The sequence below is a fragment of the Pseudarthrobacter sulfonivorans genome (assembly GCF_014712225.1).
In the GTDB taxonomy this organism is placed as follows: Bacteria; Actinomycetota; Actinomycetes; order Actinomycetales; family Micrococcaceae; genus Arthrobacter; species Arthrobacter sulfonivorans.
The window spans coordinates 82,768-104,524 of sequence record NZ_JACXBW010000009.1 but is presented as its reverse complement, the minus strand read 5'-3'; the positions used below and the strand labels follow the sequence as shown (position 1 = coordinate 104,524).

Below are 21,757 nucleotides of genomic sequence, written 5' to 3'. Positions count from 1 at the left end.
CCGGCGGGAAGGGTCCGCGGCGGCCTCTGCATTGTGCCAAGGAATTCTGGGCGTTGGCTGAGTCTGAGCTTAGTTGAAGGACCAGGGGCAGCGGGCGGGCTCCGCTTCCGCGTCACGGTAAATTGGCTGGTATGAGCATTGACCCCGGCGCCGGTGCGCCCTCGCTGAAGTCCCGCATCCACGGCTGCCTGCTGGGCGGTGCACTGGGAGACTCGCTGGGCTATGCGGTGGAGTTTGATTCCATCGAGGCGATCCGCGGCCGTTTCGGCGCCGCCGGCGTGACGGACTTCGCAATGCTCGACGGCGGCAGCCACTTTTCGGACGACACGCAGATGACGCTGTACACGGTGGACGGGCTGGTCGAGGCGCTGGAATGGGCCAATGACGGGGTGGGTGCCGATGTCAACGCCTGCCTGTGGCTGGCGTACCTGCGCTGGCTGGCCACCCAGGGCGAGCCGGTGCCGTCGTCGGCCCCGGTGCAGCCGAAGCGCTGGATTGACGGCAACGACGTCCTCCGGCACCGCCGCGCCCCCGGCAACGCCTGCATCAGCGGGCTGGCCGGCGGTGAAATGGGAACGGTTTTCAGGCCGGTCAACCCGGACTCGAAAGGCTGCGGTACCGTGATGCGCTCGGCGCCCTTCGGCCTGATTCCGCACATAGCGTCCGACGCCGTCTATAAGTTGAGTGCCGACGCCGCCGCCCTGACCCACGGGCATCCCTCCGCCCGGCAAAGTGCCGGCAGCTTCAGCCTCCTCATTCACCGCCTCGTCGCCGGGGACAGCCTGCTGGATGCAGCGGCGGCGGTCCTGGACCAGGCGCGCGGCCTGAAGGATGTGGCGGCCGAGCTTCCGGAGCGCCTGGCAGCGGCAATCCGGCGGGCGGAATCGGGCATCCTCACGCCGGAGGAACTGGTGCGGGAACTCGGCGAGGGCTGGGTCGCGGAGGAAGCGTTCGCCGTCGGACTTTACGCCGTCCTGGCCACTGCGCCCCGCGTGGACGCCGCGGCGTCGCCCGGGGACCATTTCCGGGCGGCCATCGCGCTGGCAGTCAATCACAGCGGCGACAGCGACTCCACCGGTTCCATCGCGGGCAACATCCTGGGCGCCTTCTACGGCGAGGAGTGCCTGCCCAAGGAATGGCTCGAAGCACTCGAAGCGCCGGAGGTCATCCGCGGCATGGCCGATCTGCTGGTGGGTGTTACGACCGCCTGAGCGCCACGTTGTTGCAGGCCTCGCAAATGTCCTCCGGGATCAGGCCCCGGCGCTGCAGGACGCCGAAGATCACGCAGCCCAGGCAGAACCCGGCGAAGGCTTCCAGCGAGGCCGCGGCGATGAGGACGGCGAGCACAATCCAGGCGGCAGGGGCGGCACCGGAGGCAAACAGGATCAGCGCCGTGGTGGAGACCACTGTGCCCATGCCCTGCGCAAAACGCTTCGGCGGTCCGGGCACCAGGCGGGCGCGGCCCAGCCGGGGCGCGAGGACCTTCACGGACAACAGGGCCAGGGGCGAAATCCGTGGTCCGAAGAGCACCCGGAGCCAGAAGCCGGCTGCGATCAGCGCCAGCCCCCAACCGGAACCGGCCAGCAGGGTGGCAGCCGCAAGGAGCACCACCAGGCCGGCGGTGATCCGGGCCGCGTACTCATTGACGGGATTGGGAAAGGCAAACACGGCGGACCAGTTGATGCCGCTACGTGGGCCGTGCGTCGGTTTGCTCATCCTGCAAGGCTAGGAGCCGCCGTCGCGGCGGGGAAGATTTGTTGCGCCGCATGAACCGGACGGCTGAACTAGACGGCCGCCGCGCCGGCGTAGCCGCCCACCATCTGCAGGAACTCACCTTCGGAGAGAACCTCAATGGGTTGGCCACGGTCGTGGAGCTCCAGCACGCGCCTCGCCTTGCCCGTCAGCCGTCCGGACCGCAGGTCCGAGGCCACAAACCCGTCGCCCACCACCAGCACCGTGGTACGCGCAGTCACGCGGCTTTCGGGCCGGGCGCCCAGCTCGGCCGACCGCACCTTGGCCTCCGGCCGGGCCATGGCGAGCTGCCCGGTAAAGACGACCGTCTGGCCGTACAGCGGGTGGGACGGCTCGGCGTCGGCATTGGGGAGCGGGTTGGCCCCCTCTTCCGGCCAGCCGGAGAGGAACGGCCGCACCAGGGCGGCACTGTTTCCCGCGGCAGCGGACAGTGCGGCGAGGCTGGCTTTGGACAGGTCGTCACACGCCGGGTCGAACGCGTCCTGACGGGGCAGTTCCAGGCCCAGTGAGAGGTAAAGCTCGGCAATGCTGTTGGCGTTGTTCCGGGCAGCGATGTCGATCAGGATGCCGGCGCACGCACGGGCATCCTCCGCGGCGTCGTGGTGATTGACCAGCGGGACACCGGCTTCCTCAGCGGCGAACGGCAGTGAATTGGAAACCAGGGAATAACAGCGCCGGGACAGCATCACGGTGCAGACATACTCGTAGGCCGGGCCTGGCAGGCCTGAGACCTCCAGGCCGGAGCGGATCACGCCGAGGTCAAAAGCGGCGTTGTGGGCCGCCAGGATGTCACCGCCAATAAAGGCGCCAATCTCCGGGAACAGCTCACCGAAGCGGGGAAAGCCGGCAACGTCCTCGGAGCGGATGCCGTGGATCCGGACGTTGTGGTACTCAAAGTGATCATGGTTGGCCGGTGGCCGCATCAGCCAGGACGCTTCCTCCACCACACGCCCGCCCCGTACCTTCGTCAGGCCCACCGCGCACGGCGAACCCCGGAAGCCGTTGGCCGTTTCGAAGTCGATCGCCGTAAAGTCCAGTCCCACGGCCCATACTTTACCGCCGGACGAAGCCGTTCCCGTGTCACGACGGCGGCCCTGTCGCGGATATCACCAGTCCGGCGCCGGGCGGCGCGGGTGTGTCAAGTACCCTGAGTAGGTGAACTTTCATGCGATCAGCGACTTTGCCGTGCCCATGCTGGGCGGTGCAGGACCCATCCAGCCACAGCTGGCTTCGTTCCTGCCCGACTGGCTGAACCCCGATGTCTTCCTTCGGGACTCCCCGCTCGGACCGTGGGTGGTCCTGCTGGTCTGCGCCATTGTGTTCGCCGAAACCGGCCTGCTGGTGGGCTTCTTCCTGCCCGGCGATTCAATGCTGTTCACTGCCGGCCTGCTGGTGTCCACCGGCGCCATCAACTTCAACCTGTGGGGCATGTGCGGGCTGATCATCGTGGCAGCGATTCTGGGCAACCAGACCGGCTACCTCATTGGGTCCAAGGCCGGCCCGGCAATCTTCAACAAGCCCGAGTCCAGGCTCTTCAAGCGCGAGAACGTGGAGAGCGCCCACGCGTTCTTTGAGAAGCACGGCGGCAAGGCGCTGATCCTGGCCCGTTTCGTTCCCATCATCAGGACCTTCGTGCCTGTCATCGTGGGCGTGGCCCAGATGGACAAGCGTAAATTCTTCCTCTACAACGTCATCGGTGCAGTGCTGTGGGGCGGCGGCGTCACGCTCCTGGGAGCGTGGCTGGGCCAGTTCAGCTGGGTTGGCGACAACATTGACATCATCTTTATCTCCATCGTGCTCATCTCCGTGCTCCCGATCGGCATCGAAGTACTCCGGGGCATGTCGGCGAAGCGGCAGGCAGCCCGCTTCGGCACGGACCCCGTGGACGAATTCATCGAAGAGCACGAGCCCCGCGAGGAACGCAAAACCAACCTGGACTAACGCCTCACAGCACCATCTCCTGCAATGACTGAGGGAGCCACACACCGTGTGGCTCCCTCAGTCATTTCCCGGCTGGCGCTTCCGGCACCAGCGCGGCGTACAGCCTTAACGCTACTGCCGCGCCAAAGCGTCGACGATCGCCGGCAGGAGCGCCCGGAAGGCTTTGCCCCGGTGGCTGATGGCGTTCTTCTCCTCCGGCAGGAGCTCCGCGCAGCTCCGGTCCTCGCCCACGGGCTGAAGGACGGGATCGTAGCCGAAGCCACCCGCGCCCCTGGGCTCGCGCAGCAGGGTGCCTTCAAGCTGGCCGTACTCCACGACCTCCTGGCCGGTGCCGCCCGCGGAAGGAACAGCGAGCGCCGCGGCGCAGACGAACGCCGCGCCGCGGTGCGCGTCCGGCACGTCGGAGAGCTGGTCCAGCAGGAGCCGGAGGTTGGCGGCATCGTCACCGTGGCGGCCGGACCACCGTGCGGAAAAGATTCCCGGTGCCCCGCCCAGGACGTCCACTGCCAAACCCGAATCGTCGGCAATGGCCACCAGACCGGTGGCCTCCGCCACCGCCCGGGCCTTCAGGAGCGAATTCTCGGCGAAGGTCACGCCCGTTTCGACGACGTCCGGCGCACCTGCCGCCGCGGCGTCCACCACCTGGGTGTCGACGTCGAGCCCTGGAACCTGGCCGCGCAGGAGTTCGCGGAGCTCCCGGAGCTTGCCCTTGTTGTGGGTCGCGAGGACGAGCCGCGGCACCACGCCGCCGGCAAGCCCGCCGTCCGGCACCGTCCCGTACTGATCCGCGCCGCCGGGGGCAGCCAGGCTCAAAGGACGTCCGCGAGGGTCTCGCGCTGGATCGCCGCCAGCTGGGTAGTGCCCAGCAGGGCAAGGTCCAGCAGCTGGTTGAGCTCGTCACGGTCGAACGGAGCGCCCTCGGCGGTGCCCTGCACCTCGACGAACTTCCCTGATCCGGTGACCACAACGTTCATGTCGGTCTCGGCCCGGACGTCCTCAACGTAGGGCAGGTCCAGCATGGGAACGCCGTCGATAATGCCCACGGAGACGGCCGCGATGGTGTCCACGAGGGGCTGGGCGTTCCTGGCGATCAGCTTGTTCTCACGCGCAAAGCGGATGGCGTCGGCAAGAGCCACATAAGCGCCCGTGATGGCGGCAGTGCGGGTTCCGCCATCGGCCTGGAGCACGTCACAGTCCAGCACGATGGTGTTCTCGCCCAGGGCTTTGGTGTCGATGATGGAGCGCAGCGAACGGCCGATCAGGCGTGAGATTTCGTGGGTCCGGCCGCCTATTTTGCCCTTGACCGATTCGCGGTCCGAGCGGGTGTTGGTGGCGCGCGGCAGCATGGCGTATTCGGCCGTCACCCAGCCGCGGCCTTCGCCCTTGAGCCAGCGCGGTACGCCGGCCGTCAGCGAAGCCGTGCACAGCACCCGGGTGTTGCCGAACTCGATGAGGGCAGATCCCTCGGCCTGCTTGGACCATCCGCGGGTGATGCTGATGGGGCGGAGCTGGTCGGGGGCGCGGCCATCGGCACGCACTACGGGCACTGCAGTTGCTTCAGAAGTCATGCCTTTAGCTTATCGACTCGCAGCTGACCCACCCGCCGCGCAGCGAACACGGGTCCACAGGACTCAGATCGTGTAATGCACACCGGCCACGGCAACTGCCACGTGCTGCCCAAACACTTCTTTTGCCTCGGCCATGACGGTGCTCGGCGAGGTCCACACCGGAATGTGCGTGAGCAGGAGCCTGCGGGCGCCGGCAGCGGCTGCGGCCTCGCCCGCCCGCTTGCCGGTCAGGTGCACATCCTTGATGGCGTCGTCGCGGCCTTCCTCAAAAGCGGCTTCACAGAGGAACAGGTCCGCGTCCTTGGCGGCCTCCTCCACGCCCGTACAGGAATCCGTATCGCCCGAATATGTCAGCACGCGCCTGACCGGGTTGCCTTCCTTGTCCGGCTCGGTGACGTCCACGCGGAGGGCGTACGCCTCCTCCACCGGGTGGTTGACCGCGAAGGGCGTCACGGTGAAAGGGCCCACAGTGACGGGCTCCCGTTCAATCCAGTTGGTGAAGTCGAATTCCTCGTGCATCCCCGGGTCAAGGTCCAGCCCGTAGGCCGTGGCCATCCTGTCCGCCGTGGCGGCGGGACCCCACACCGGGATCCGCCCGCGACCCCAGCCGCCTGGCTTCCAGCGGACCGCCACGTGCAGGCCGCAGAGATCCATGCAGTGGTCCGGGTGCAGGTGGGTCAGGAAGATCGCGTCGATGTCCTCGAGATCGGTGTAACGCTGGATGGCGCCGAGGGCTCCGCTGCCCAGGTCCATCACGATCTTCCAGGTCCGCTCGCCGTCATTGGCGGTCAGGAGGTAACACGACGCCGGCGAGCCGGGGCCGGGGAACGAACCTGTGCAGCCCACGATGGTCAGTTTCACAGGGCAGGACCTCCGGCCCGGTGGGCGCCTACAAAGTTGGAAATCCGTTGCCCTGACCTGCCGGAGTTGGTGCTGGCACGCTGGGCGGCCTCGATCATTTCCGGCGTGATGCGGGCCAGGCTTCCGGTGGGGTATTGGGCGGCCACGTGGTCCACGTGCTGGACGGAGAGGACTTCCGGGCCAAGGAACCTGCGGGCCAGCGTCTCAAACTGGACGGCGTCTCCGGTGGCAATGAAGTGATGCTCGGGGGGCGCCGCGGTGGTGCGCTGCAGGTCGTGGGTGACCAGCGCCCGGTACACGTCCTTGGCCGTTTCCTCGGCGCTGGACACCAGGGTCACGTCGTCGCCCATCACAAAGGAAATAACGCCGGTCAGCAGCGGGTAGTGTGTGCAGCCCAGGACCACGGTGTCCACGCCGGCGGCCTTCAGCGGGGCCAGGTATTCCTCTGCGACGGCGAGAAGTTCCGGGCCGGTGGTGATGCCGGCCTCCACGTAACTGACGAACCGGGGGCAGGCCACGGAAGTGATCCTCAGGTCCGGCGCGGCCGCGAATGTGTCCTCGTAGGCACGGGAACCTACGGTGGCTGAGGTTCCGATGACGCCGACGCGCCCGCTCCGGGTGGCGGCAACCGCCCGCCGGACCGCAGGCTGGATCACCTCGATGACGGGGATGCCGTACTTTGCCGTGTACCGCTCGCGGGCGTCCCTCAGGACAGCGGCCGACGCCGAGTTGCAGGCGATGGTGAGCAGCTTGACACCGGAGTCCACCAGTTCGTCCATCACGCCCAGGGCGTTCGCCCGGACTTCGGCGATGGGCAGCGGTCCGTACGGCCCGTTGGCGGTATCACCGACATAGAGGATGGACTCGTTGGGCAGCTGGTCGATGATGGACCGCGCCACGGTGAGTCCGCCGACGCCCGAATCAAAGACGCCAATGGGGCGGGATCCCACCAGGCCGGCGCTGTTGCCGGCTGCGGACTCCCCTGCTGCAGTCGCTGCCGGGTCCATGCTCGAGGCTGTTGTCATGATTATTCGAGGATAGGTCTTCCCTGCGGCCGCAGCCATCACATTGTGGCGCTGCCCTCATGTCGAATTTGTCACACTGCAGCCGGATCCCGGAACAGGACCGCAGTTCAGGCGCGTGAATCCAGGGACTGGAGCATGGCCTGCACCAGGGACTCCTGCAGCCACGTGGTGAAGTTGTACACCAGGGCGAGGTAGCTTTCCACGTCCTCCGCCTGGGACCAGTCCTGCATCAGGTGCACGTGCTCGGCGTCTTCCTCGTCCCGGATGTCCAGGCGCTCCGCCAACACCAGGCGGACATCGTTCAGCGCCATGGACCAGTGCCTGGCCCCATCGGCGGTCAGGACGACGTCGTCCTTGTCCAGGTCAAGTGCGGCAGCCCGCAGCGCGCCGATCTTGGTTTCCCGCAGCGAGCGCTCGGTGAGCTGGCGGAACTCCAGGGATGCGCCGTCGTCGTCCTTCATCACGTTGGGCAGGAGCCGCCTGACTGCACGGTCCGTCGGTTCCTGGACATCCATGTCCAGACCGATCAGGGCAGCGAGCGGATCCTTGCTGGAATTTTCGGCCGGCTGGAGCATGGAGATGACATCGCCGATCAGGCTGCGCAGCAGCTCACGCTCGGCGGGCTCAAGGAACCCGGTGATGCCCTTAAGACCGTATTTGAATGCCTTAGCCACGTTTCCCCTTGCCCTGCCCGGACCCGCCGGATTTCCCCGAGTTGCCGCCGGTCCCGCCGGTGGCCTTTTCCACAGTGGCCCACAGCCCGAAGCCGTGCATGGCGACGGCATGGCGCTCAACCTGTTCCTTGCTGCCGTGGGCAACGATGGACCGGCCCTTCTTGTGGACCTCCATCATGAGCTTGTTGGCTTTGCTCTCGGAGTAGCCGAAGTAACTCTGGAAGACGTAGCTGACATAGCTCATCAGGTTGACGGGATCATTCCAGATCACCAGGTTCCATGGGATGTCCGGCGCGGTCAGGGAGTCTATGGACGCCTCTGTACCAGTCCGGGTGCCCTCCCGCGTAACGGGGCCGGGCGCAACGCTTAAGCTCATCTGTCCATTCTATGGGGAGGATGGGCCCACGCCGGATGGGCCACCGCGGCGAAGCGAAGCGGGACGTGGGAGCCGGTGGATGGGCCCACGCCGGCGAGGGCCCCGCGGCGAAGCGAAGCGAGACGTGGGAGCCGGTGGATGGGCCCACTCCGGCGAGGGCCCCGCGGCGAAGCGAAGCGAGACGTGGGAGCCGGTGGATGGGCCCACTCCGGCGAGGGCCCCGCGGCGAAGCGAAGCGAGACGTGGGAGCCGGTGGGGACTAGAGTGAATTTTGTGAGTACCTCTGCCGGCTGGGACCATCCCCGCACGTCCCTGTACACCGACCACTACGAGCTGACCATGCTGCAGGCATCGCTCCATTCGGGCGCCGCGCACCGCCGGTCGGTTTTCGAAGCCTTCGCGCGGCGGCTGCCGGACGGCAGGCGGTACGGGATTGTGGGGGGCACAGGCCGGCTCCTGGAAGGCATCGCGGACTTCCGTTTCGGCGAGGCTGAGCTTGATTTCCTGGGCCGCACCGGCGTGGTCAACCAGGACACCCTGGACTACCTGGCGAATTACCGGTTCAGCGGCGATATCTGGGGCTACCCGGAGGGCGAGGCGTACTTCCCCAACTCCCCCATCCTCATCGTGGAGTCGACGTTCGCCGAGGCCTGCATGCTGGAGACCTATGTGCTCTCCGTGCTGAACCATGACTCCGCCATCGCCTCGGCCGCATCGCGGATGATCACGGCAGCCGGCGGCCGTCCCTGCATCGAGATGGGCTCCAGGCGCACGCATGAGGAGTCGGCGGCGGCGGCGGCCCGTGCCGCCGTGATCGCCGGGTTCCACAGCACGTCCAACCTCGAGGCAGGCATCCGCTACGGCATCAAGACCGTGGGTACCGCCGCCCATTCCTTCACTTTGCTCCACGACACCGAGCGCGACGCCTTTGAGGCGCAGATCGCGTCGCTGGGGGTGGGCACGTCGCTGCTCGTTGATACGTACGACGTCGAAACGGCCGTGCGTGCCGCCGTCGAGCTTGCGGGGCCCAAACTGGGCGGCGTCCGGCTGGACTCCGGCGACCTCGTCGCCCAGGCCTCCTGGGTCCGCCAGCTGCTGGACCAGCTGGGCAACGAGCACACCCGCATCATGGTCACCTCCGACCTGGATGAATTCGCCATCGCTGCGCTGCAGTCCGCTCCGGTGGATTCGTACGGGGTGGGCACATCGCTGGTGACAGGTTCCGGTGCGCCCACGGCCAGCATGGTCTACAAGCTGGTGAGCCGCACGGACGACGCCGGCGATTTCGTCTCCGTGGCCAAGGCAGCCAAGAACAAGACCAGCATGGGCGGCCGGAAGTATGCACTGCGCAAGCTCAATGAGCGCGGCATCGCCACGCAGGAAATTGTGGGCATCGGACACCGGCCCGAAGATGACGGGAACGACCGGCCCCTGCTGCAGCAGTTCGTGAAGAACGGCGAACTGCTGCCCGGCTGGACGGGGCCAGAGGGTGTGGTCCGGGCCAGGCAACGGCACGCCGACACCATGGCCGAACTGCCACCCGTGGTCAACCGCCTGCAGCGCGGGGAGCCCGCCATCCCTACTCTCTATGAAGAAAACTGAGGAAAACCGATGTCCCGCGCCCTGATCATTGTTGACGTCCAAAACGACTTCTGCGAGGGCGGCTCCCTCGCCGTGGCCGGTGGCGCCGACGTGGCCGGGGCAATCAGCGAGTATGTGGACGCCCACCACACCGAGTTCGACCACATTGTGGCAACCCAGGACTGGCATATCGACCCCGGCGCGCACTTCTCCGAAACGCCCGATTTCAAGGACAGCTGGCCGCCGCACTGTGTTGCCGGCACCCGCGGCGCCGAGCTCCACCCGGACCTGGACACCGAGTACATCCAGGCCTATTTCCAGAAGGGCCAGTTCACAGCGGCCTATTCCGGGTTCGAGGGCCTGCTGGCTCCGGAGGATGCGGTGCCCACCGGTGACCGGCAGCCCGGCTCGCTGCCGGCTGACGCAGAGGCCTTCGCGCCTGCAGATGATGCGATCGGCCTGGACGACTGGCTGCAAAGCCACGACGTGGAAGACGTGGTGGTGGTGGGGATTGCCACTGACTACTGCGTCATGGCTACGGCCTTGGACGCGGTCCAGGCCGGCTACTCAGTGACGGTCCTGCGTTCGCTCACCGCAGGCATCGCCGAGGACCTTGACGATGCTGTCGCCGAAATGGAGCTCGGCGGCGTGGACGTCGGCTGAGGCCCGCTTAACCGCAGGGGTGGCCCGGTGCTGTGCACCGGGCCACCCGCGTTTAACGCCACTGCTGCTCCAGCCCGCTGCTACTTTCGGCCGATGAACCAGTCCTGGAGCTTCCGCAGCCTCGACTGCAGCTGCTCCTCGTTGGCCTGGGCCACGGGGGGCCCGCCGCAAACGGTCCGCAGCTTGGTGTGCACCACACCGTGCGGGGTTCCGGTCCGGGCGGACCAGGCCGCCACATTTTTTGCCAGTTCGTTGCGCAGGTCCATCAGCATCCGGTGGTCCGGGATGGCCGGTGCCGCGGCAGCAGGTTCAGCCGCAGGTGCGCGCCGGTTCTTCCGGTTGAGCTGATCGTGCTGGCGCTGGCGCAGCAAAGTACCCACCTGCTCGGCATCCAGGAGACCCGGGATGCCCAGGAAGTCCAGCTCATCCTCGGAGCCCACCTCTCCCCCGGTGCCGAACTCGCCGCCGTCGAACAGCACCCGGTCGAAGGACGCCTGCGAATCGAGGGCCTCGAACTTTCCCTTGGTGAGGCTGTCCGACGCTTTGTCCTCCCGGTTGGCCTCGGCCATCAGGGAATCCTCGGGATTGAAGAGGCCGTCGCTGTCCTCTTTTTCGGGGCGGTCCAGCGCGTGGTCGCGTTCCATTTCCATGGAGTTCGCCAGCGCCATCAGCTGCGGCACGGACGGCAGGAAGACCGACGCCGTCTCCCCACGCTTCCTGGCGCGCACAAAGCGGCCCACAGCCTGGGCGAAGAACAGCGGCGTGGACGTGGAGGTCGCGTAAACGCCCACGGAAAGCCGGGGTACGTCCACGCCTTCGGACACCATCCGGACGGCAACCATCCACCGCTTCTCGCTCGCGGTGAACTCCTCGATTTTCTCCGAGGCCTTGGCATCGTCGGACAGAATCACGGTGGGTGACTCGCCGGTGATCCGCTTCAGCTGCCCGGCGTAGGCCCTGGCGTCCTCATGGTCAGTGGCGATGACCAGCCCGCCGGCGTCCGGAACCGAACGCCTCACTTCACTGAGCCGCTTGTCCGCTCCGGCCAGGACCGCGGGGATCCATTCACCTGTGGCATTCAAGGCAGTCCGCCAGGCGTGGGACGTGATGTCCTTGGTGACCGCGGCTTCACCAAGCGAAGCGGCCATCTCTTCACCGGCACTGGTGCGCCACCGCATCTGGCCCGAGTAGGCCATGAACATGACCGGGCGCACCACATGGTCACGCAGGGCGTTGCCGTAACCGTAGGTGTAATCAGCCTTCGAGCGGCGGATGCCGTCCCTGTCCTCCGCGTACTCCACAAAGGGGATGGGCGAGGTGTCGGACCGGAACGGGGTACCTGTCAGGGACAGCCGCCGGGCGGCGGGATCAAACGCCTCACGCAGGCCGTCGCCCCAGGACAGGGCCTCGCCGCCGTGGTGGATCTCATCAAGGATCACCAGCGTGCGGGCAGCCTCCGTCTTGGCGCGGTGCAGCATCGGCTTGCTCGCCACCTGGGCGTAGGTAACAGCCACGCCAACGAAACCGCGGCCGTGCTGGCCGTCGGAATTCTTGAAGTTCGGGTCGATGGCGATTCCCACCTTGGCAGCAGCATCAGCCCACTGCCGCTTCAGGTGGTCGGTGGGCGCCACGATGGTGACGCGGTTGACTGCCCCGGATTCGATGAGCATGGAGGCCACCCGCAGCGCGAAGGTGGTTTTGCCGGCGCCGGGCGTTGCTACGGCCAGGAAGTCCCGGGGACCGGTCCTGAAGTAGAGGTCAAGGGCTTCCTGCTGCCAGGCACGGAGTTTTTGGGCGGTTCCCCAGGCTGCGCGTTCCGGATAAGCCGGAGGCAGGGTGGGGCCGCCAAAGAGCGTCTCCGTCACTACTTGTTGTTGCCTGAGTCCCCTCCGGGACCCTTGCCGCCGTCGTTGCCCGGGCGGAGGCCTTCATAAACCTCTTTGCACATGGGGCAGACCGGGAACTTCTGCGGATCCCGGCCGGGAGTCCAGACCTTGCCGCAGAGGGCAATGACGGGGTCACCCGTCAGCGCGGACTCCATGATTTTTTCCTTGCGCACGTAGTGCGAGAAACGTTCCCGGTCACCGGGCTCCACTTCCTGGCGCAGCTCTTCGCGCTCAATGGTTGCCGTGGACGTTCCAGCCCCGGAAAGCTCACGCATCGGGTCGTTTTCGAGAGGGTCCGTCATGCTAGTCATGGCATCCATCTTAGCGTCCCGGGGCGGCGGGCGTTCGACGCCGGAGGTGCCGTTTTGCTTGCACCGCACCCGCCGCCGTCGGCAGTTCCGGCTGAATCCGGTGGTGGGCGGTGCCCGAATGTGGCAAGCGTTACAGCCCCTGCCAGGATGGCTTGTGGTCGTAGGTGTGCCGGTAGAAGTCGGCGAGCTTCAGCGACGACGCCGCGGCCTCATCCACGAGGATGGTGGCGTGCGGGTGGAACTGCAGGACCGAAGCCGGGCAAATCGCGGAGACCGGCCCTTCCACGAAGTCGCGGACCGCGGGCGACTTCTGCGCCCCGGTGGCCACCAGCACAACGTGGCGTGCTTCCAGGATGGTGCCCAGTCCCTGGGTCACCACGTGGTGGGGCACGTCGGCAAGGCCGGCGAAAAACCTGGCGTTGTCGCGGCGGGTCTGCTCGATCAGCGTCTTGATGCGCGTCCGGGACGCCAAGGAGGAGCCCGGCTCGTTGAAGCCGATATGGCCGTCGGTCCCCACGCCCAGGATCTGGAGGTCCACGCCTCCCACCGCCCTCATCCTGTCCTCGTAGGCCCGGCACTCCGCCGGGATATCAGCCGCGGACCCGTCAGGGGTGTGGACGTTCCCGGGGAGGATGTTCACCCGGCTGGTGAACTCGCGCCCGATGACCTCCCGGTACGACTCACGGTGCCCGGGCGGCAGGCCCACATATTCATCCAGGGCAAAGGCGTGCGCGGCGCTGAAGTCCAGCCCTTGCTTGTGACGCGCCGCCAGCTCGTCGTAGACAGGCAGCGGCGAGGACCCGGTGGCAAGCCCCAGCACAGCGTTGGGCTTGCGCCGGAGCAAGGCCTCGACGGCGTCTGCCGCCAGCTTCCCGATCTGTTTGCTGCCTTGGAGGATGACAACTTCCACGGGCGGCCGCCTTTCTGGAGTTCTGGTTTCGCTTGTCCTGCCGGATCAGCGGTTCACGGTCAGCTGGGCCAGGAGTTCGGGGCCGCGTGCATCGAGCCACTTTCCACCCAGCCGGATGCCTGCCGCAAACAGCGCCGGCCCGAGCATCAGGCCGACGGCAAGGTTCACCCAACCGAAGACGGCGTTGCCGGTGACCAACTGCGCAATGAACAAGCCAACTTCGGGCAGGACCAGAAGGGTCAGGACACCCATGCCGGCGAACTGCACCGCCAGGGTCTGGCCCACGTTGCCCGGGGGCTTCTTGAACGGGCTGTCGCCGGGCAGGGGCACGGCCACGGTGTAGCGGGCCGACACCACGGACGACAGGCCCAGGCCCGTGAACAGGATGCCCAGGCTCAGGCCCAGCTGGCCGGGCAGCGCTTCCCAATCGCCGGTAAAGAAGTACTGGCCTACCGCGAAGATCAGCACGACGGGCAATCCAAACGCCAGGCATGCCAGCGCCCGTCCCAGCCGGTCGTCAACGCCCCGGACGCCCGTGGCCACGTGCAGGGCAAACGCGGTGTTGTCATAGGAGACGTCTGCCGAGATGGACCAGGCCAGCAGGAACGCCGCCAGCGGTGCCGCGGCCGCCAGCACTGCGAAGTCACCGGACTGGCTGCCCTGGAAGACGAGCAGGATGGGCAGCAGCGGGACCACCACCAGGGAACCGGAATACCGGGGATCGCGCAGCCAGTAGGTCAGCGACCGCGCCGTGACGGCACCGGCGGGGGTGGCCGGCAGGAGGCCGAACAGCCCCAGCTTTCCGCCCTTTCGGCTCCCGCTGCCGGCGTAAGGGGGGTTGACCAGGGCCCGTTCAAGGAGCAGTTTCCAGCACCAGGCCAGGACTGCGAGCGTTGCGACGGCGATCAAAAGTTTCACTGTTGCCGCTCCCGGGCGCCCGGCGGCCAGGTCACCGCCGAGGGACCAGGCGGCACCCAGGGGCGTCCAGGACAGGGTGGCAGCCAGCTCCGGCAGGAAACCGGTAGAGGCGGAAATGCCTCTCCCCACGCCAGCCACGATCGGTCCCATCAGGACCAGCGGGATCATGAACGCTATGGCGCTGACATCCTTGAACCGGCGCGACGACGCCAGGCTGGCGGTGGCGGTGGTGACCACCTTGGACAGGACTATGCAAGTCAGAACGCCGACGGCGGCACCCACCAGCGCGGCAACCGCGGGGAGAGGGCCGCGGGCCCAGGTCCACACGGTGGCAAGCGCCACGAGAGCGGTGGCCAGCCCCGGGATTCCGATCAGCCCACCGAGGGCGAGCCCTGTGAGCAGCTGGCGCATGGGGATGGCGGCAGTGGTAAAGCGGGCCGGGTCCAGCGTCAGGTCCGCTGCGGACGCGACCACCGGAATGAGGCCCCACCCCAGGATGGCTGCCGAGCCACCCAGCACCACAACCGTGTGTGCCAGTTCCGGATCGGCACCGCGCAGCAGGACCAGGGCCACCACCAAGAGGCCCACCAGCCCCAGGGCGTAGAGCCCGCCGAAGGCCATGCCCACCAGCTGCCAGGGGCTCCGGCGGAGGCCATTGCGAAGCAGGATCAGCTTCAGCCTCAGAAGGTGCGCAACCATTCCAGGCCTTCCGTGTGGCTGCGTCCGCCCACGAGCTGGACGAACCTTTCCTCCAGGGAAGCGCCGGCGCGGACTTCGTCCACGGTCCCGGCAGCCAGCAGCCTGCCGGCGGCCACCACGGCAACGTGGTCACACATGCGCTGGACCAGGTCCATGACGTGGCTGGAGACGATGACTGTGCCGCCCGAGGAGACGTAGCTGTCCAGGATGGAGCGGATGTTGGCCGCGGAGACGGGGTCAACGGCTTCGAAGGGCTCGTCCAGAACCAGCAGCCGCGGAGCGTGGATCAGCGCCGAGGCCAGGGCAATCTTCTTGGTCATGCCGGCCGAGTAGTCCACCACCAGCTTCCCGGCGTCCTGCGCAAGGTCAAGGGCTGACAGCAGCTCCCCCACGCGGGAGGCCACCACGTCCTTGTCCAGGCCACGCAGCAGCCCGGCATAGGTGACCAGTTGCTCGCCCGTGAGCCGGTCAAAAAGGCGGACCCCGTCGGGGAGGATGCCCATCAGCTTCTTGGCCTCCAGCGGCCTGGCCCAGACATCCACCCCGTGGACAACCGCCGTGCCAAAGTCGGGCCTCAGCAGTCCTGTGGCCATGGACAGGGTGGTGGTCTTGCCGGCGCCATTGGGTCCCACAATGCCGAAAAACGAGCCGGCCGGGACGTCGAGGCTGATGCCGTCCACGGCAATTTTTTCGCCGAAACGCTTGGCGAGTCCGCGGATGGACAGAGCGGGGGCCGGGCCGGCAGGTGGCACCGGGTCGGGTAGCGGAGCAGTCATACCGCCAGCCTAGTCCCGCCGCTTCCCTGACGGGGTCCTCCTGAAGGAGTAGTAAAACAGGCGTAGGACCGCTTTGTCAGCGAACCGGGCCGAATGTTCCTACCGGACCTTGCGGATGCGGATGGGCCCTTTGGCGGTGGAGGGGTCAACCACCGAACCGCCCTGGGTGATCTGGACCTCGCCCGCATCAACCAGCCGCCGCGCGGCCTGTCGGGCAGGCTCCATGAGGCTGCGCCAGTTCTCATCGCCAACAGCACGGGCAGCATCCGACGGACAGATGGTGGACGTTGGGGCCCTTGCAGCCAGGAGCTCCAGGATGCTCGCTTCCAGCTGCCTGTCGATCTTCCCGGCCGCCCTGCCACCGGGTTTGCCGCCGGAGGCCGGCGCCTCCTCCCGCCGTCGGTGGGCCATCACGCGGGCAGTCAGAAGGAATGCCGCGGGACGGCACGTTCGTACTGCGGGGCCCATTTGAGGTCGTGGCCCAGCTCGAACGCCGCGCGGAGCCACCAGTGCGGGTCCCGGAGGGCGGCGCGGGCAATAAATACTCCGTCTGCCTGGGCGGTCGCGACAGCGTGCTCGGCCTGCCCGGCCGAGGTCAGAAGGCCCACGGTTCCCGTGGGAACACCGGCCTCGCGGCGGATGCGCGCCGAGAACCCGGTCTGGTAGCCGGGACCGGGCTTAATGTCCTGGTGGGCCACGGCTCCCCCACTGGAGACGTCAATGAGGTCCACACCGTGCTCCTGAGCCTGTTTGGCGAGGCGCACCGACGCCCCGATCTCGATCCCGTTCTCCGCCCAGTCGGTGGCCGAGATCCGCAGCAGCAGCGGCATCCCTTCCGGGATGACGTTACGGACCGCATCCACTACGGCGAGTGTCAGGCGGTTCCGCCCGGCTTCGTCCCCGCCCCAGGAGTCGGTCCGGGCATTTATCAGGGGGCTCTGGAACTGGTGCAGCAGATAGCCGTGCGCGCCATGGATCTCCATGGTGTCGAATCCGGCGTCAACAGCACGCACGGCGGCCGCGGCGAAATCGGAGATGACATCCTGGATTTGTTCCTCGGTCATCGCGGCGGGTTCGGCATAGCCGTCAAACGCCGAAACCGACGGTCCCACAGTGGTCCAGCCGCCGTCGGATTCCGGCACGCTCCCCCGCTGCCCGGAGAACGGCCAGTACGTGGACGCCTTGCGGCCCGCGTGCGCCAACTGGACGCCGATCTTTGTGCCGGCGACACCATGCCGGTGCACGAACGAGTTGATGCGTGCCCAGGCCTCCGCCTGTTCGTCGCTGTAGAGCCCGGCGTCCCGTGGGCTGATCCGGCCCGCCGGGTTTACAGCTGCAGCCTCGGTGAGGATCAGCGCGGCACCACCCGCGGCGAATGAGCCCAGGTGCATCAGGTGCCAGTCGTTGGGAACCCCCGGGGCGTCGTCGGGATCGCAGCTGTACTGGCACATCGGCGACACCCAGCCGCGGTGCGACAGCTCCAGCGAACGAAGCTTCAGCGGCCGGAACAGCGCAGACATTAAAACAGCACCCGGGCCAGGGCCTGCCGGGCTTTTGCCACCCGGTCATCGTGCGTGCCCACCACATCGAAGAGTTCCAGGAGCCGTACGCGGGCGGTCTCCCGCTCGGGACCGAAGTTCCGCCCGATGAAACCGACCACGCGGTTCAGGGCGTCCTCCACGTGGCCGCCGGCCACGTCCAGGTCCGCCACGCTGAGCTGGGCATCAAGGTTGTCGGGTTCCTCGGCCGCACGGGTGCGCAGGGCCTCGGTATCCTGGGCGGAAAGCGGCTGCAGGCGCGCCATCAGCTCCACCTGCGCCAGGCCTGCCTTCGCCTCGGCATCGGCGGGCATTTCCAGGAGCGCCTGGCGGTAGGCTTCGGCGGCTGCCTCGTAGTCCCCCGCTTCGATGGCGTCGAAGGCCGCCTGGTGCAGCGGCGGAAGCGGCGCCGGTTCGCCATCTGCCGGTGCCCCGCCGCCGAGGCTTCCCGTCACGCCGTTCGCCGCCGCCACTTTGAGCAGTTCATCCAGCAGCGGCCGGATCTGGGCTTCGTCGGCACCACCTTGGAAGAGGGGGACCGGCTGGCCCTTGATCACGGCCACGGCGGTGGGGACGGCCTGGACCTGGAAGGCCTGCGCCAGCTGCGGGAAGGCGTCGATGTCCGCGGCACCGAGCACCAGCCGGCCTCCGAAGCTGTTGACTACCTGCTCGAGGGAGTCCACCATCGCGGCGGACTCCGGCGAGTAGGCGGCCCAGAGGGCGAAGACAACCGGCACCTGCGCGGAAAGCTCCACGAGCTCCTGGAAGTTACCTTCGGTGACGTTGACCCGCAGCGGTGCGGCGGCGCCGTCGGCAGTTCCGTTGCCGGCGGTTCCGTTGGCGGCGCCGCCACTTGGAACCGGCGGATTGCCGGCACCCGCAGGAGGTGCCGGGCGCTGCTTCAGGGAGGAAAGGTCGACGGCGCCACGCAGGTTAAGCAGGCTGGCAGCGGCTGGAGGGACTGGGCGGGAAGCTGGCGAACTCATGCTTTCCACTCTAGCCACTCCGGCCGCTGCCAGGAGCAACGAAAACTGCTTGCGGGGCTACTTGAAGCTTGCGCCCACCAGGCCGCGCGTGGCGGCGACCAGCCGGATGGGATCGGTTGATCCGGCCGCCGGCACGTAGACAGCCATCGATTCAGCAAAGTTCAGCACCATGCCGGTGGTGGTTTCCTTACCGCCCGCGAGCGCTGCGGCGTCGTCACCGATGGTGAGTTTGTCGCCGGACGCCTTGGGCGTGCCGTCGAAACCGAAGTTGATCCGGCCCATCACCAGTGCTCCACCATCGGCAGTGCGGAACACAACAGTGCTTTCCGGCACCACCTTGTGGGTGAAGGAGAAGTTGCCGTTGGCCCCCGAAGCGACAACCTCTGCCTGGTAGGAGAGAGTGTCGGCGATGTAGGGCGAGGACTCGCCCTCCACGACCTTGTCCTTGAAGCTGGACTCGGGGTTGGTCAGGCGGTCGGCCAGCCCGCCGAGGGCTTCTTCGCCGCTGTACAGCAGGCCCTCTTTGTCGTTGGCGGCCAGCGTCTCCGTGCCGTTCCGGTCGATGGCCGGGAAGGTGGTTCCCGGCTGCAGCGGAGTGGTCTCGGTCAGTTTGTAGTTCTCCCTGGCCGAGGGCTGCACCAGCGTCAGCAGCTGCGGGACCACGTTGCCGTCACCCTGCGTAACAGCAAGGACGGAGCGGGGCCAGCTGCGGTCACTGGTCACCACCGTGGTGAGGAGCTTGGTGGATCGCACCGGCATCCGGGCCTCGTACGTGCCTACCTGGGAACGGATCTTGTAGTTCTGGGTGCGGACCTCAAGTTCGGTTCCGCCCACGCGTTCTGCGAGTTTGGCCGCATCCTTGGCGCCGTCACCGGCGTCCGTAGCGCTGGAGACCTGCTCGAGGATGCGCCGGAACTGGGCGTCCAGGAGGACGGGCGACGCCGGCTGGGCGGGAGCGGCGGCCGGTTCCGAGGTGGGAGCCGGTGCGGGCGTCGTGGCCGCGTTGGCGGCGAGGCCGGTTCCGGCCACCACTGCCGCGGTCACCGCGGCGGTGACCATGCCGCCGGACACCATGCCCAGACGTGAGCCGGGCTTCGCCTCAGCCTTGGCCCGGGCACGCCGTGCGAACGGGCTGCCGTGACCGCTGCCTTCACCGTCGCGCTTGCGTGCGGAGAGGATGGCCAGGGCAATGCCGGCGAGAATCAGGAGTCCGCCGATGACCATCAGCGGGACCGCCCACGGTGTGGAGGTGTCATTCGGGAAGGTCATGGAGATCGACGACGGCGCGGGCTGGGTGCCGTCTGTTGCCAGCAGCAGCGACCACTCGCCATCCGCCGGCGGCGTCCACGAGTATTGCAGTTCACCGCTCGCGCTTTCAGTGGAAACCCAAAGATCGGATCCGGCCGGGTTCGGGGCCGTTGCGTCGCCGGCGGCATGCTCCACTACGAGGGCATCCTTTTTCTCCGAAACCCCGGTAACAGTGTTGTGGGCGGTCTTGCCGACCCAGGCAGCCACGTCGTCCGGGCGGCCGACCGCGAGCAGGAAGTTGCCGTCGCCCTCCACGTTGATCTTCACTGTTCCGCCCTGCTGGGTGCGCAGTTTCTGGTCAATGACGGTCAGGGGTGCCTCGGCGGCATCCGAGGGGGCCGAGGCCGTGAAGGTCTCGGAGGGAGCCCAGATGGTTTTCTGGCCGATACCGGCCAAAAGTGTCAGGAGGCCGAGCAGCACGAGTGCGACTGCAGTCTTGAAACGCAAAGGAAACACCTATCATCAGCGGGGGTTTGCCTTCAATAGTAACCGTTTTGTTACCAGAACCCCGGATATGGTCCTCCGGGCGCCTGCCGGCGGCGAACGTTTGAAGCCCGGACCGGGCGTCCCCGCACCCACTTAGCAAGGCTGCTGATAGTGTTTGCGATGATCATCACACCGGCCCGCGCAAGCGGTGCCACGCACGGAACAGGCCCCAAAACCCAGTGACTGACAAGACCGAAGAGTCCTCGACGGGACACGAAAATCACTCGGCCGCCGGCACTGTTCCGTCCCTGCCGGGGAGATCCCTGAAGCCCAGGGCACGGGCAGCCGCAGCCGTGGGCTCCCTTGTGCGGCGCCTGCGCCAGCCGTTGCCTGGCGCCCAGCCAAGGCTTCGTTTCGAAATGCCCCCTGACCTGCCGCCGGAATACCACGTTGCGGAAGAAGAAGCCGCGGCGGCAGGTGAAACCACACCCCAGTTCGGCAAACCCGGGCCTCGCATTTCCCCCCAGCATCCGCTGTACATGGGGTTCATGGGCACGGTGGGTGTGGGCCTCGCGCTCCTGGTCTATTGGATCGGCTCCAACACCACCCAGCTGCTTCTATGGATTGTGGCTGCGTTGTTCATCGCATTGGGCCTGGAACCGGTGGTGGGGTGGCTGGAAAACCACAAGATTCCGCGCCCGGCCGGCATCCTGGTGTCCGTTGCGGTCCTGATAGGCGCCGTGGCCGGTTTCTTCGCCACCCTTATACCCACCATCGTGGAACAGGTCACGGAGATCGTGGTGCAGGCGCCCACCTGGGTTCGCGACTTCATGGACTCCGATTTCTTCCGCAGCGTTGATGACCAGTTCGGTATCCGGGACCGTATCACCGAAGAGCTGGACAAATTCGTCAATGATCCCGCTGCCATGGGCGGAATCTTCGGCGGCGTGGTGGGCTTCGGCTCCACCCTTGCCAACGGGCTTTTCGGCACCTTGATCGTCCTGGTACTAAGCCTTTATTTTCTGGCAGCCCTTCCGTCCATGAAGAAGTGGGGTTACCGGCTGGCACCCCGCTCGCGCCGGCCGCGGGTGGCAGCCCTCTCCGAGGAAATCACCCGTTCGGTGGGCAACTACGTGATCGGCCAAGCATGCGTGGCGCTGCTGAACGCCACGTTCGCGTTCATCGTCATGTCCATCGTGGGAGTCCCGTTCGCCCTCCTGCTGGCCTTCGTGGTGGCGCTGCTGGCGTTCATTCCACTGGTGGGCGGCATGATCGCGGGCGTGGTGGTGGTCCTGATCTCGCTCACGGCGGGCTGGCAGACGGCGGCAATCTACGCCGTCTGCTATTTCGCCTACCTGCAGTTTGAGGCGTATTTCATCTCCCCCCGAATCATGCAGAAAGCCGTGGCCGTGCCCGGTGCCGTCGCTGTTATCTCTGTCATTGCCGGCGGCAGCCTGCTTGGGGTTCTCGGAGCCCTGATCGCCATCCCCACGGCGGCGGCCATCCTGCTCCTGCTCAAGGAGATCTACATCGCCCGCCAGGACAAGCACTAAAACCG

The 21,757-nt window shown here is 67.1% G+C and carries 22 protein-coding genes; 5 read left to right on the top strand and 17 right to left on the bottom strand.

Annotated elements, in window-relative coordinates; all coding sequences use genetic code 11:
- Positions 1-131: 131 nt before the first annotated feature.
- Entirely contained in the window at positions 132-1,211 is a 1,080-nt protein-coding gene (locus tag IAQ70_RS13075) for an ADP-ribosylglycohydrolase family protein (protein WP_190989747.1), read from the top strand.
- Here IAQ70_RS13075 and IAQ70_RS13070 read toward each other — a convergent pair.
- Together IAQ70_RS13070 and IAQ70_RS13065 are read right to left on the bottom strand one after the other, a co-directional pair.
- Complete coding sequence (locus IAQ70_RS13070) at positions 1,198-1,716, bottom strand: DUF4395 domain-containing protein (RefSeq protein WP_190989746.1); 519 nt, start codon at positions 1,714-1,716, stop codon at positions 1,198-1,200. The genes IAQ70_RS13075 and IAQ70_RS13070 overlap by 14 nt on opposite strands.
- 68 nt (positions 1,717-1,784) lie before the next feature.
- Positions 1,785-2,795: an exonuclease domain-containing protein gene (locus IAQ70_RS13065; RefSeq protein WP_190989745.1), complete on the bottom strand. Its 1,011-nt coding sequence runs from the start codon at positions 2,793-2,795 to the stop codon at positions 1,785-1,787.
- Positions 2,796-2,922: 127 nt separating this feature from the next.
- Between IAQ70_RS13065 and IAQ70_RS13060 the strand changes: the two genes are divergently transcribed.
- Complete coding sequence (locus IAQ70_RS13060) at positions 2,923-3,693, top strand: VTT domain-containing protein (protein WP_317983658.1); 771 nt, start codon at positions 2,923-2,925, stop codon at positions 3,691-3,693.
- Between the two features lie 111 nt (positions 3,694-3,804).
- Here IAQ70_RS13060 and rdgB read toward each other — a convergent pair whose 3' ends face one another.
- The 6 genes from rdgB to clpS all read right to left on the bottom strand — a co-directional run bounded on the left by rdgB (position 3,805) and on the right by clpS (position 8,197).
- Positions 3,805-4,464, bottom strand: a complete 660-nt coding sequence (gene rdgB / locus IAQ70_RS13055) for an RdgB/HAM1 family non-canonical purine NTP pyrophosphatase (RefSeq protein WP_190989848.1) — start codon at positions 4,462-4,464, stop codon at positions 3,805-3,807.
- 38 nt (positions 4,465-4,502) lie between these two features.
- On the bottom strand, positions 4,503-5,261 hold the full coding sequence (gene rph / locus IAQ70_RS13050; RefSeq protein ID WP_190989744.1) for a ribonuclease PH: 759 nt from the start codon (positions 5,259-5,261) through the stop codon (positions 4,503-4,505).
- A 63-nt stretch (positions 5,262-5,324) separates the two neighbouring features.
- Positions 5,325-6,122 carry an MBL fold metallo-hydrolase gene (locus IAQ70_RS13045; RefSeq protein ID WP_190989743.1) on the bottom strand — a complete coding sequence of 266 codons (798 nt, stop codon included), beginning with the start codon at positions 6,120-6,122 and terminating at the stop codon, positions 5,325-5,327.
- Positions 6,119-7,186 carry a glutamate racemase gene (gene murI / locus IAQ70_RS13040; protein ID WP_190989742.1) on the bottom strand — a complete coding sequence of 356 codons (1,068 nt, stop codon included), beginning with the start codon at positions 7,184-7,186 and terminating at the stop codon, positions 6,119-6,121. The genes IAQ70_RS13045 and murI overlap by 4 nt, the downstream gene beginning before the upstream one ends.
- A 68-nt stretch (positions 7,187-7,254) precedes the next feature.
- Positions 7,255-7,821, bottom strand: coding sequence for a DUF2017 domain-containing protein (locus IAQ70_RS13035; protein WP_190989741.1), 567 nt, complete (start codon positions 7,819-7,821; stop codon positions 7,255-7,257).
- Positions 7,814-8,197 (bottom strand): ATP-dependent Clp protease adapter ClpS, encoded by a 384-nt coding sequence (gene clpS, locus IAQ70_RS13030; RefSeq protein WP_190989740.1) that lies wholly within the window; start codon positions 8,195-8,197, stop codon positions 7,814-7,816. Before clpS ends, IAQ70_RS13035 begins: the two co-directional genes overlap by 8 nt.
- A 273-nt stretch (positions 8,198-8,470) precedes the next feature.
- Between clpS and IAQ70_RS13025 the strand changes: the two genes are divergently transcribed.
- Together IAQ70_RS13025 and IAQ70_RS13020 are read left to right on the top strand one after the other, a co-directional pair.
- Complete coding sequence (locus IAQ70_RS13025) at positions 8,471-9,799, top strand: nicotinate phosphoribosyltransferase (protein WP_190989739.1); 1,329 nt, start codon at positions 8,471-8,473, stop codon at positions 9,797-9,799.
- 9 nt (positions 9,800-9,808) lie between these two features.
- Complete coding sequence (locus IAQ70_RS13020; protein WP_190989738.1) at positions 9,809-10,441, top strand: isochorismatase family protein; 633 nt, start codon at positions 9,809-9,811, stop codon at positions 10,439-10,441.
- Positions 10,442-10,521: 80 nt separating this feature from the next.
- Here IAQ70_RS13020 and IAQ70_RS13015 read toward each other — a convergent pair whose 3' ends face one another.
- From IAQ70_RS13015 to IAQ70_RS12975, 9 genes are all read right to left on the bottom strand, one after another.
- Positions 10,522-12,306: a DEAD/DEAH box helicase gene (locus IAQ70_RS13015; RefSeq protein ID WP_190989737.1), complete on the bottom strand. Its 1,785-nt coding sequence runs from the start codon at positions 12,304-12,306 to the stop codon at positions 10,522-10,524.
- On the bottom strand, positions 12,306-12,647 hold the full coding sequence (locus IAQ70_RS13010) for a DUF3039 domain-containing protein (protein ID WP_160671973.1): 342 nt from the start codon (positions 12,645-12,647) through the stop codon (positions 12,306-12,308). Before IAQ70_RS13010 ends, IAQ70_RS13015 begins: the two co-directional genes overlap by 1 nt.
- 121 nt (positions 12,648-12,768) lie before the next feature.
- On the bottom strand, positions 12,769-13,548 hold the full coding sequence (nagB, locus tag IAQ70_RS13005; RefSeq protein ID WP_190989736.1) for a glucosamine-6-phosphate deaminase: 780 nt from the start codon (positions 13,546-13,548) through the stop codon (positions 12,769-12,771).
- A gap of 45 nt (positions 13,549-13,593) precedes the next feature.
- Positions 13,594-15,165: a transporter gene (locus tag IAQ70_RS13000; protein ID WP_190989735.1), complete on the bottom strand. Its 1,572-nt coding sequence runs from the start codon at positions 15,163-15,165 to the stop codon at positions 13,594-13,596.
- Complete coding sequence (locus IAQ70_RS12995) at positions 15,147-15,941, bottom strand: ABC transporter ATP-binding protein (RefSeq protein WP_190989734.1); 795 nt, start codon at positions 15,939-15,941, stop codon at positions 15,147-15,149. The genes IAQ70_RS13000 and IAQ70_RS12995 overlap by 19 nt, the downstream gene beginning before the upstream one ends.
- Positions 15,942-16,040: 99 nt before the next feature.
- Positions 16,041-16,352, bottom strand: a complete 312-nt coding sequence (locus tag IAQ70_RS12990) for a DUF3253 domain-containing protein (RefSeq protein WP_223860034.1) — start codon at positions 16,350-16,352, stop codon at positions 16,041-16,043.
- A gap of 11 nt (positions 16,353-16,363) precedes the next feature.
- Complete coding sequence (locus IAQ70_RS12985) at positions 16,364-17,461, bottom strand: NADH:flavin oxidoreductase/NADH oxidase (RefSeq protein ID WP_190989732.1); 1,098 nt, start codon at positions 17,459-17,461, stop codon at positions 16,364-16,366.
- On the bottom strand, positions 17,461-18,465 hold the full coding sequence (locus IAQ70_RS12980; protein WP_190989731.1) for a tetratricopeptide repeat protein: 1,005 nt from the start codon (positions 18,463-18,465) through the stop codon (positions 17,461-17,463). The genes IAQ70_RS12985 and IAQ70_RS12980 overlap by 1 nt, the downstream gene beginning before the upstream one ends.
- Before the next feature lie 57 nt (positions 18,466-18,522).
- Entirely contained in the window at positions 18,523-20,220 is a 1,698-nt protein-coding gene (locus IAQ70_RS12975; RefSeq protein ID WP_223860014.1) for a hypothetical protein, read from the bottom strand.
- Positions 20,221-20,507: 287 nt separating this feature from the next.
- Between IAQ70_RS12975 and IAQ70_RS12970 the strand changes: the two genes are divergently transcribed.
- Positions 20,508-21,752, top strand: coding sequence for an AI-2E family transporter (locus tag IAQ70_RS12970; protein ID WP_223860033.1), 1,245 nt, complete (start codon positions 20,508-20,510; stop codon positions 21,750-21,752).
- Positions 21,753-21,757: the final 5 nt, after the last annotated feature.

What these genes read in the sequence shown, in the direction of transcription:
- IAQ70_RS13075 (WP_190989747.1), top strand. Translation starts at nt 132, where the DNA reads ATGAGCATTGACCCCGGCGCCGGTGCGCCCTCGCTGAAGTCCCGCATC.
- IAQ70_RS13070 (WP_190989746.1), bottom strand. Translation starts at nt 1,716, where the DNA reads ATGAGCAAACCGACGCACGGCCCACGTAGCGGCATCAACTGGTCCGCC.
- rph (WP_190989744.1), bottom strand. Translation starts at nt 5,261, where the DNA reads ATGACTTCTGAAGCAACTGCAGTGCCCGTAGTGCGTGCCGATGGCCGC.
- murI (WP_190989742.1), bottom strand. Translation starts at nt 7,186, where the DNA reads ATGGCTGCGGCCGCAGGGAAGACCTATCCTCGAATAATCATGACAACA.
- clpS (WP_190989740.1), bottom strand. Translation starts at nt 8,197, where the DNA reads ATGAGCTTAAGCGTTGCGCCCGGCCCCGTTACGCGGGAGGGCACCCGG.
- IAQ70_RS13020 (WP_190989738.1), top strand. Translation starts at nt 9,809, where the DNA reads ATGTCCCGCGCCCTGATCATTGTTGACGTCCAAAACGACTTCTGCGAG.
- IAQ70_RS13010 (WP_160671973.1), bottom strand. Translation starts at nt 12,647, where the DNA reads ATGGATGCCATGACTAGCATGACGGACCCTCTCGAAAACGACCCGATG.
- IAQ70_RS13000 (WP_190989735.1), bottom strand. Translation starts at nt 15,165, where the DNA reads ATGGTTGCGCACCTTCTGAGGCTGAAGCTGATCCTGCTTCGCAATGGC.
- IAQ70_RS12995 (WP_190989734.1), bottom strand. Translation starts at nt 15,941, where the DNA reads ATGACTGCTCCGCTACCCGACCCGGTGCCACCTGCCGGCCCGGCCCCC.
- IAQ70_RS12990 (WP_223860034.1), bottom strand. Translation starts at nt 16,352, where the DNA reads ATGGCCCACCGACGGCGGGAGGAGGCGCCGGCCTCCGGCGGCAAACCC.
- IAQ70_RS12985 (WP_190989732.1), bottom strand. Translation starts at nt 17,461, where the DNA reads ATGTCTGCGCTGTTCCGGCCGCTGAAGCTTCGTTCGCTGGAGCTGTCG.
- IAQ70_RS12980 (WP_190989731.1), bottom strand. Translation starts at nt 18,465, where the DNA reads ATGAGTTCGCCAGCTTCCCGCCCAGTCCCTCCAGCCGCTGCCAGCCTG.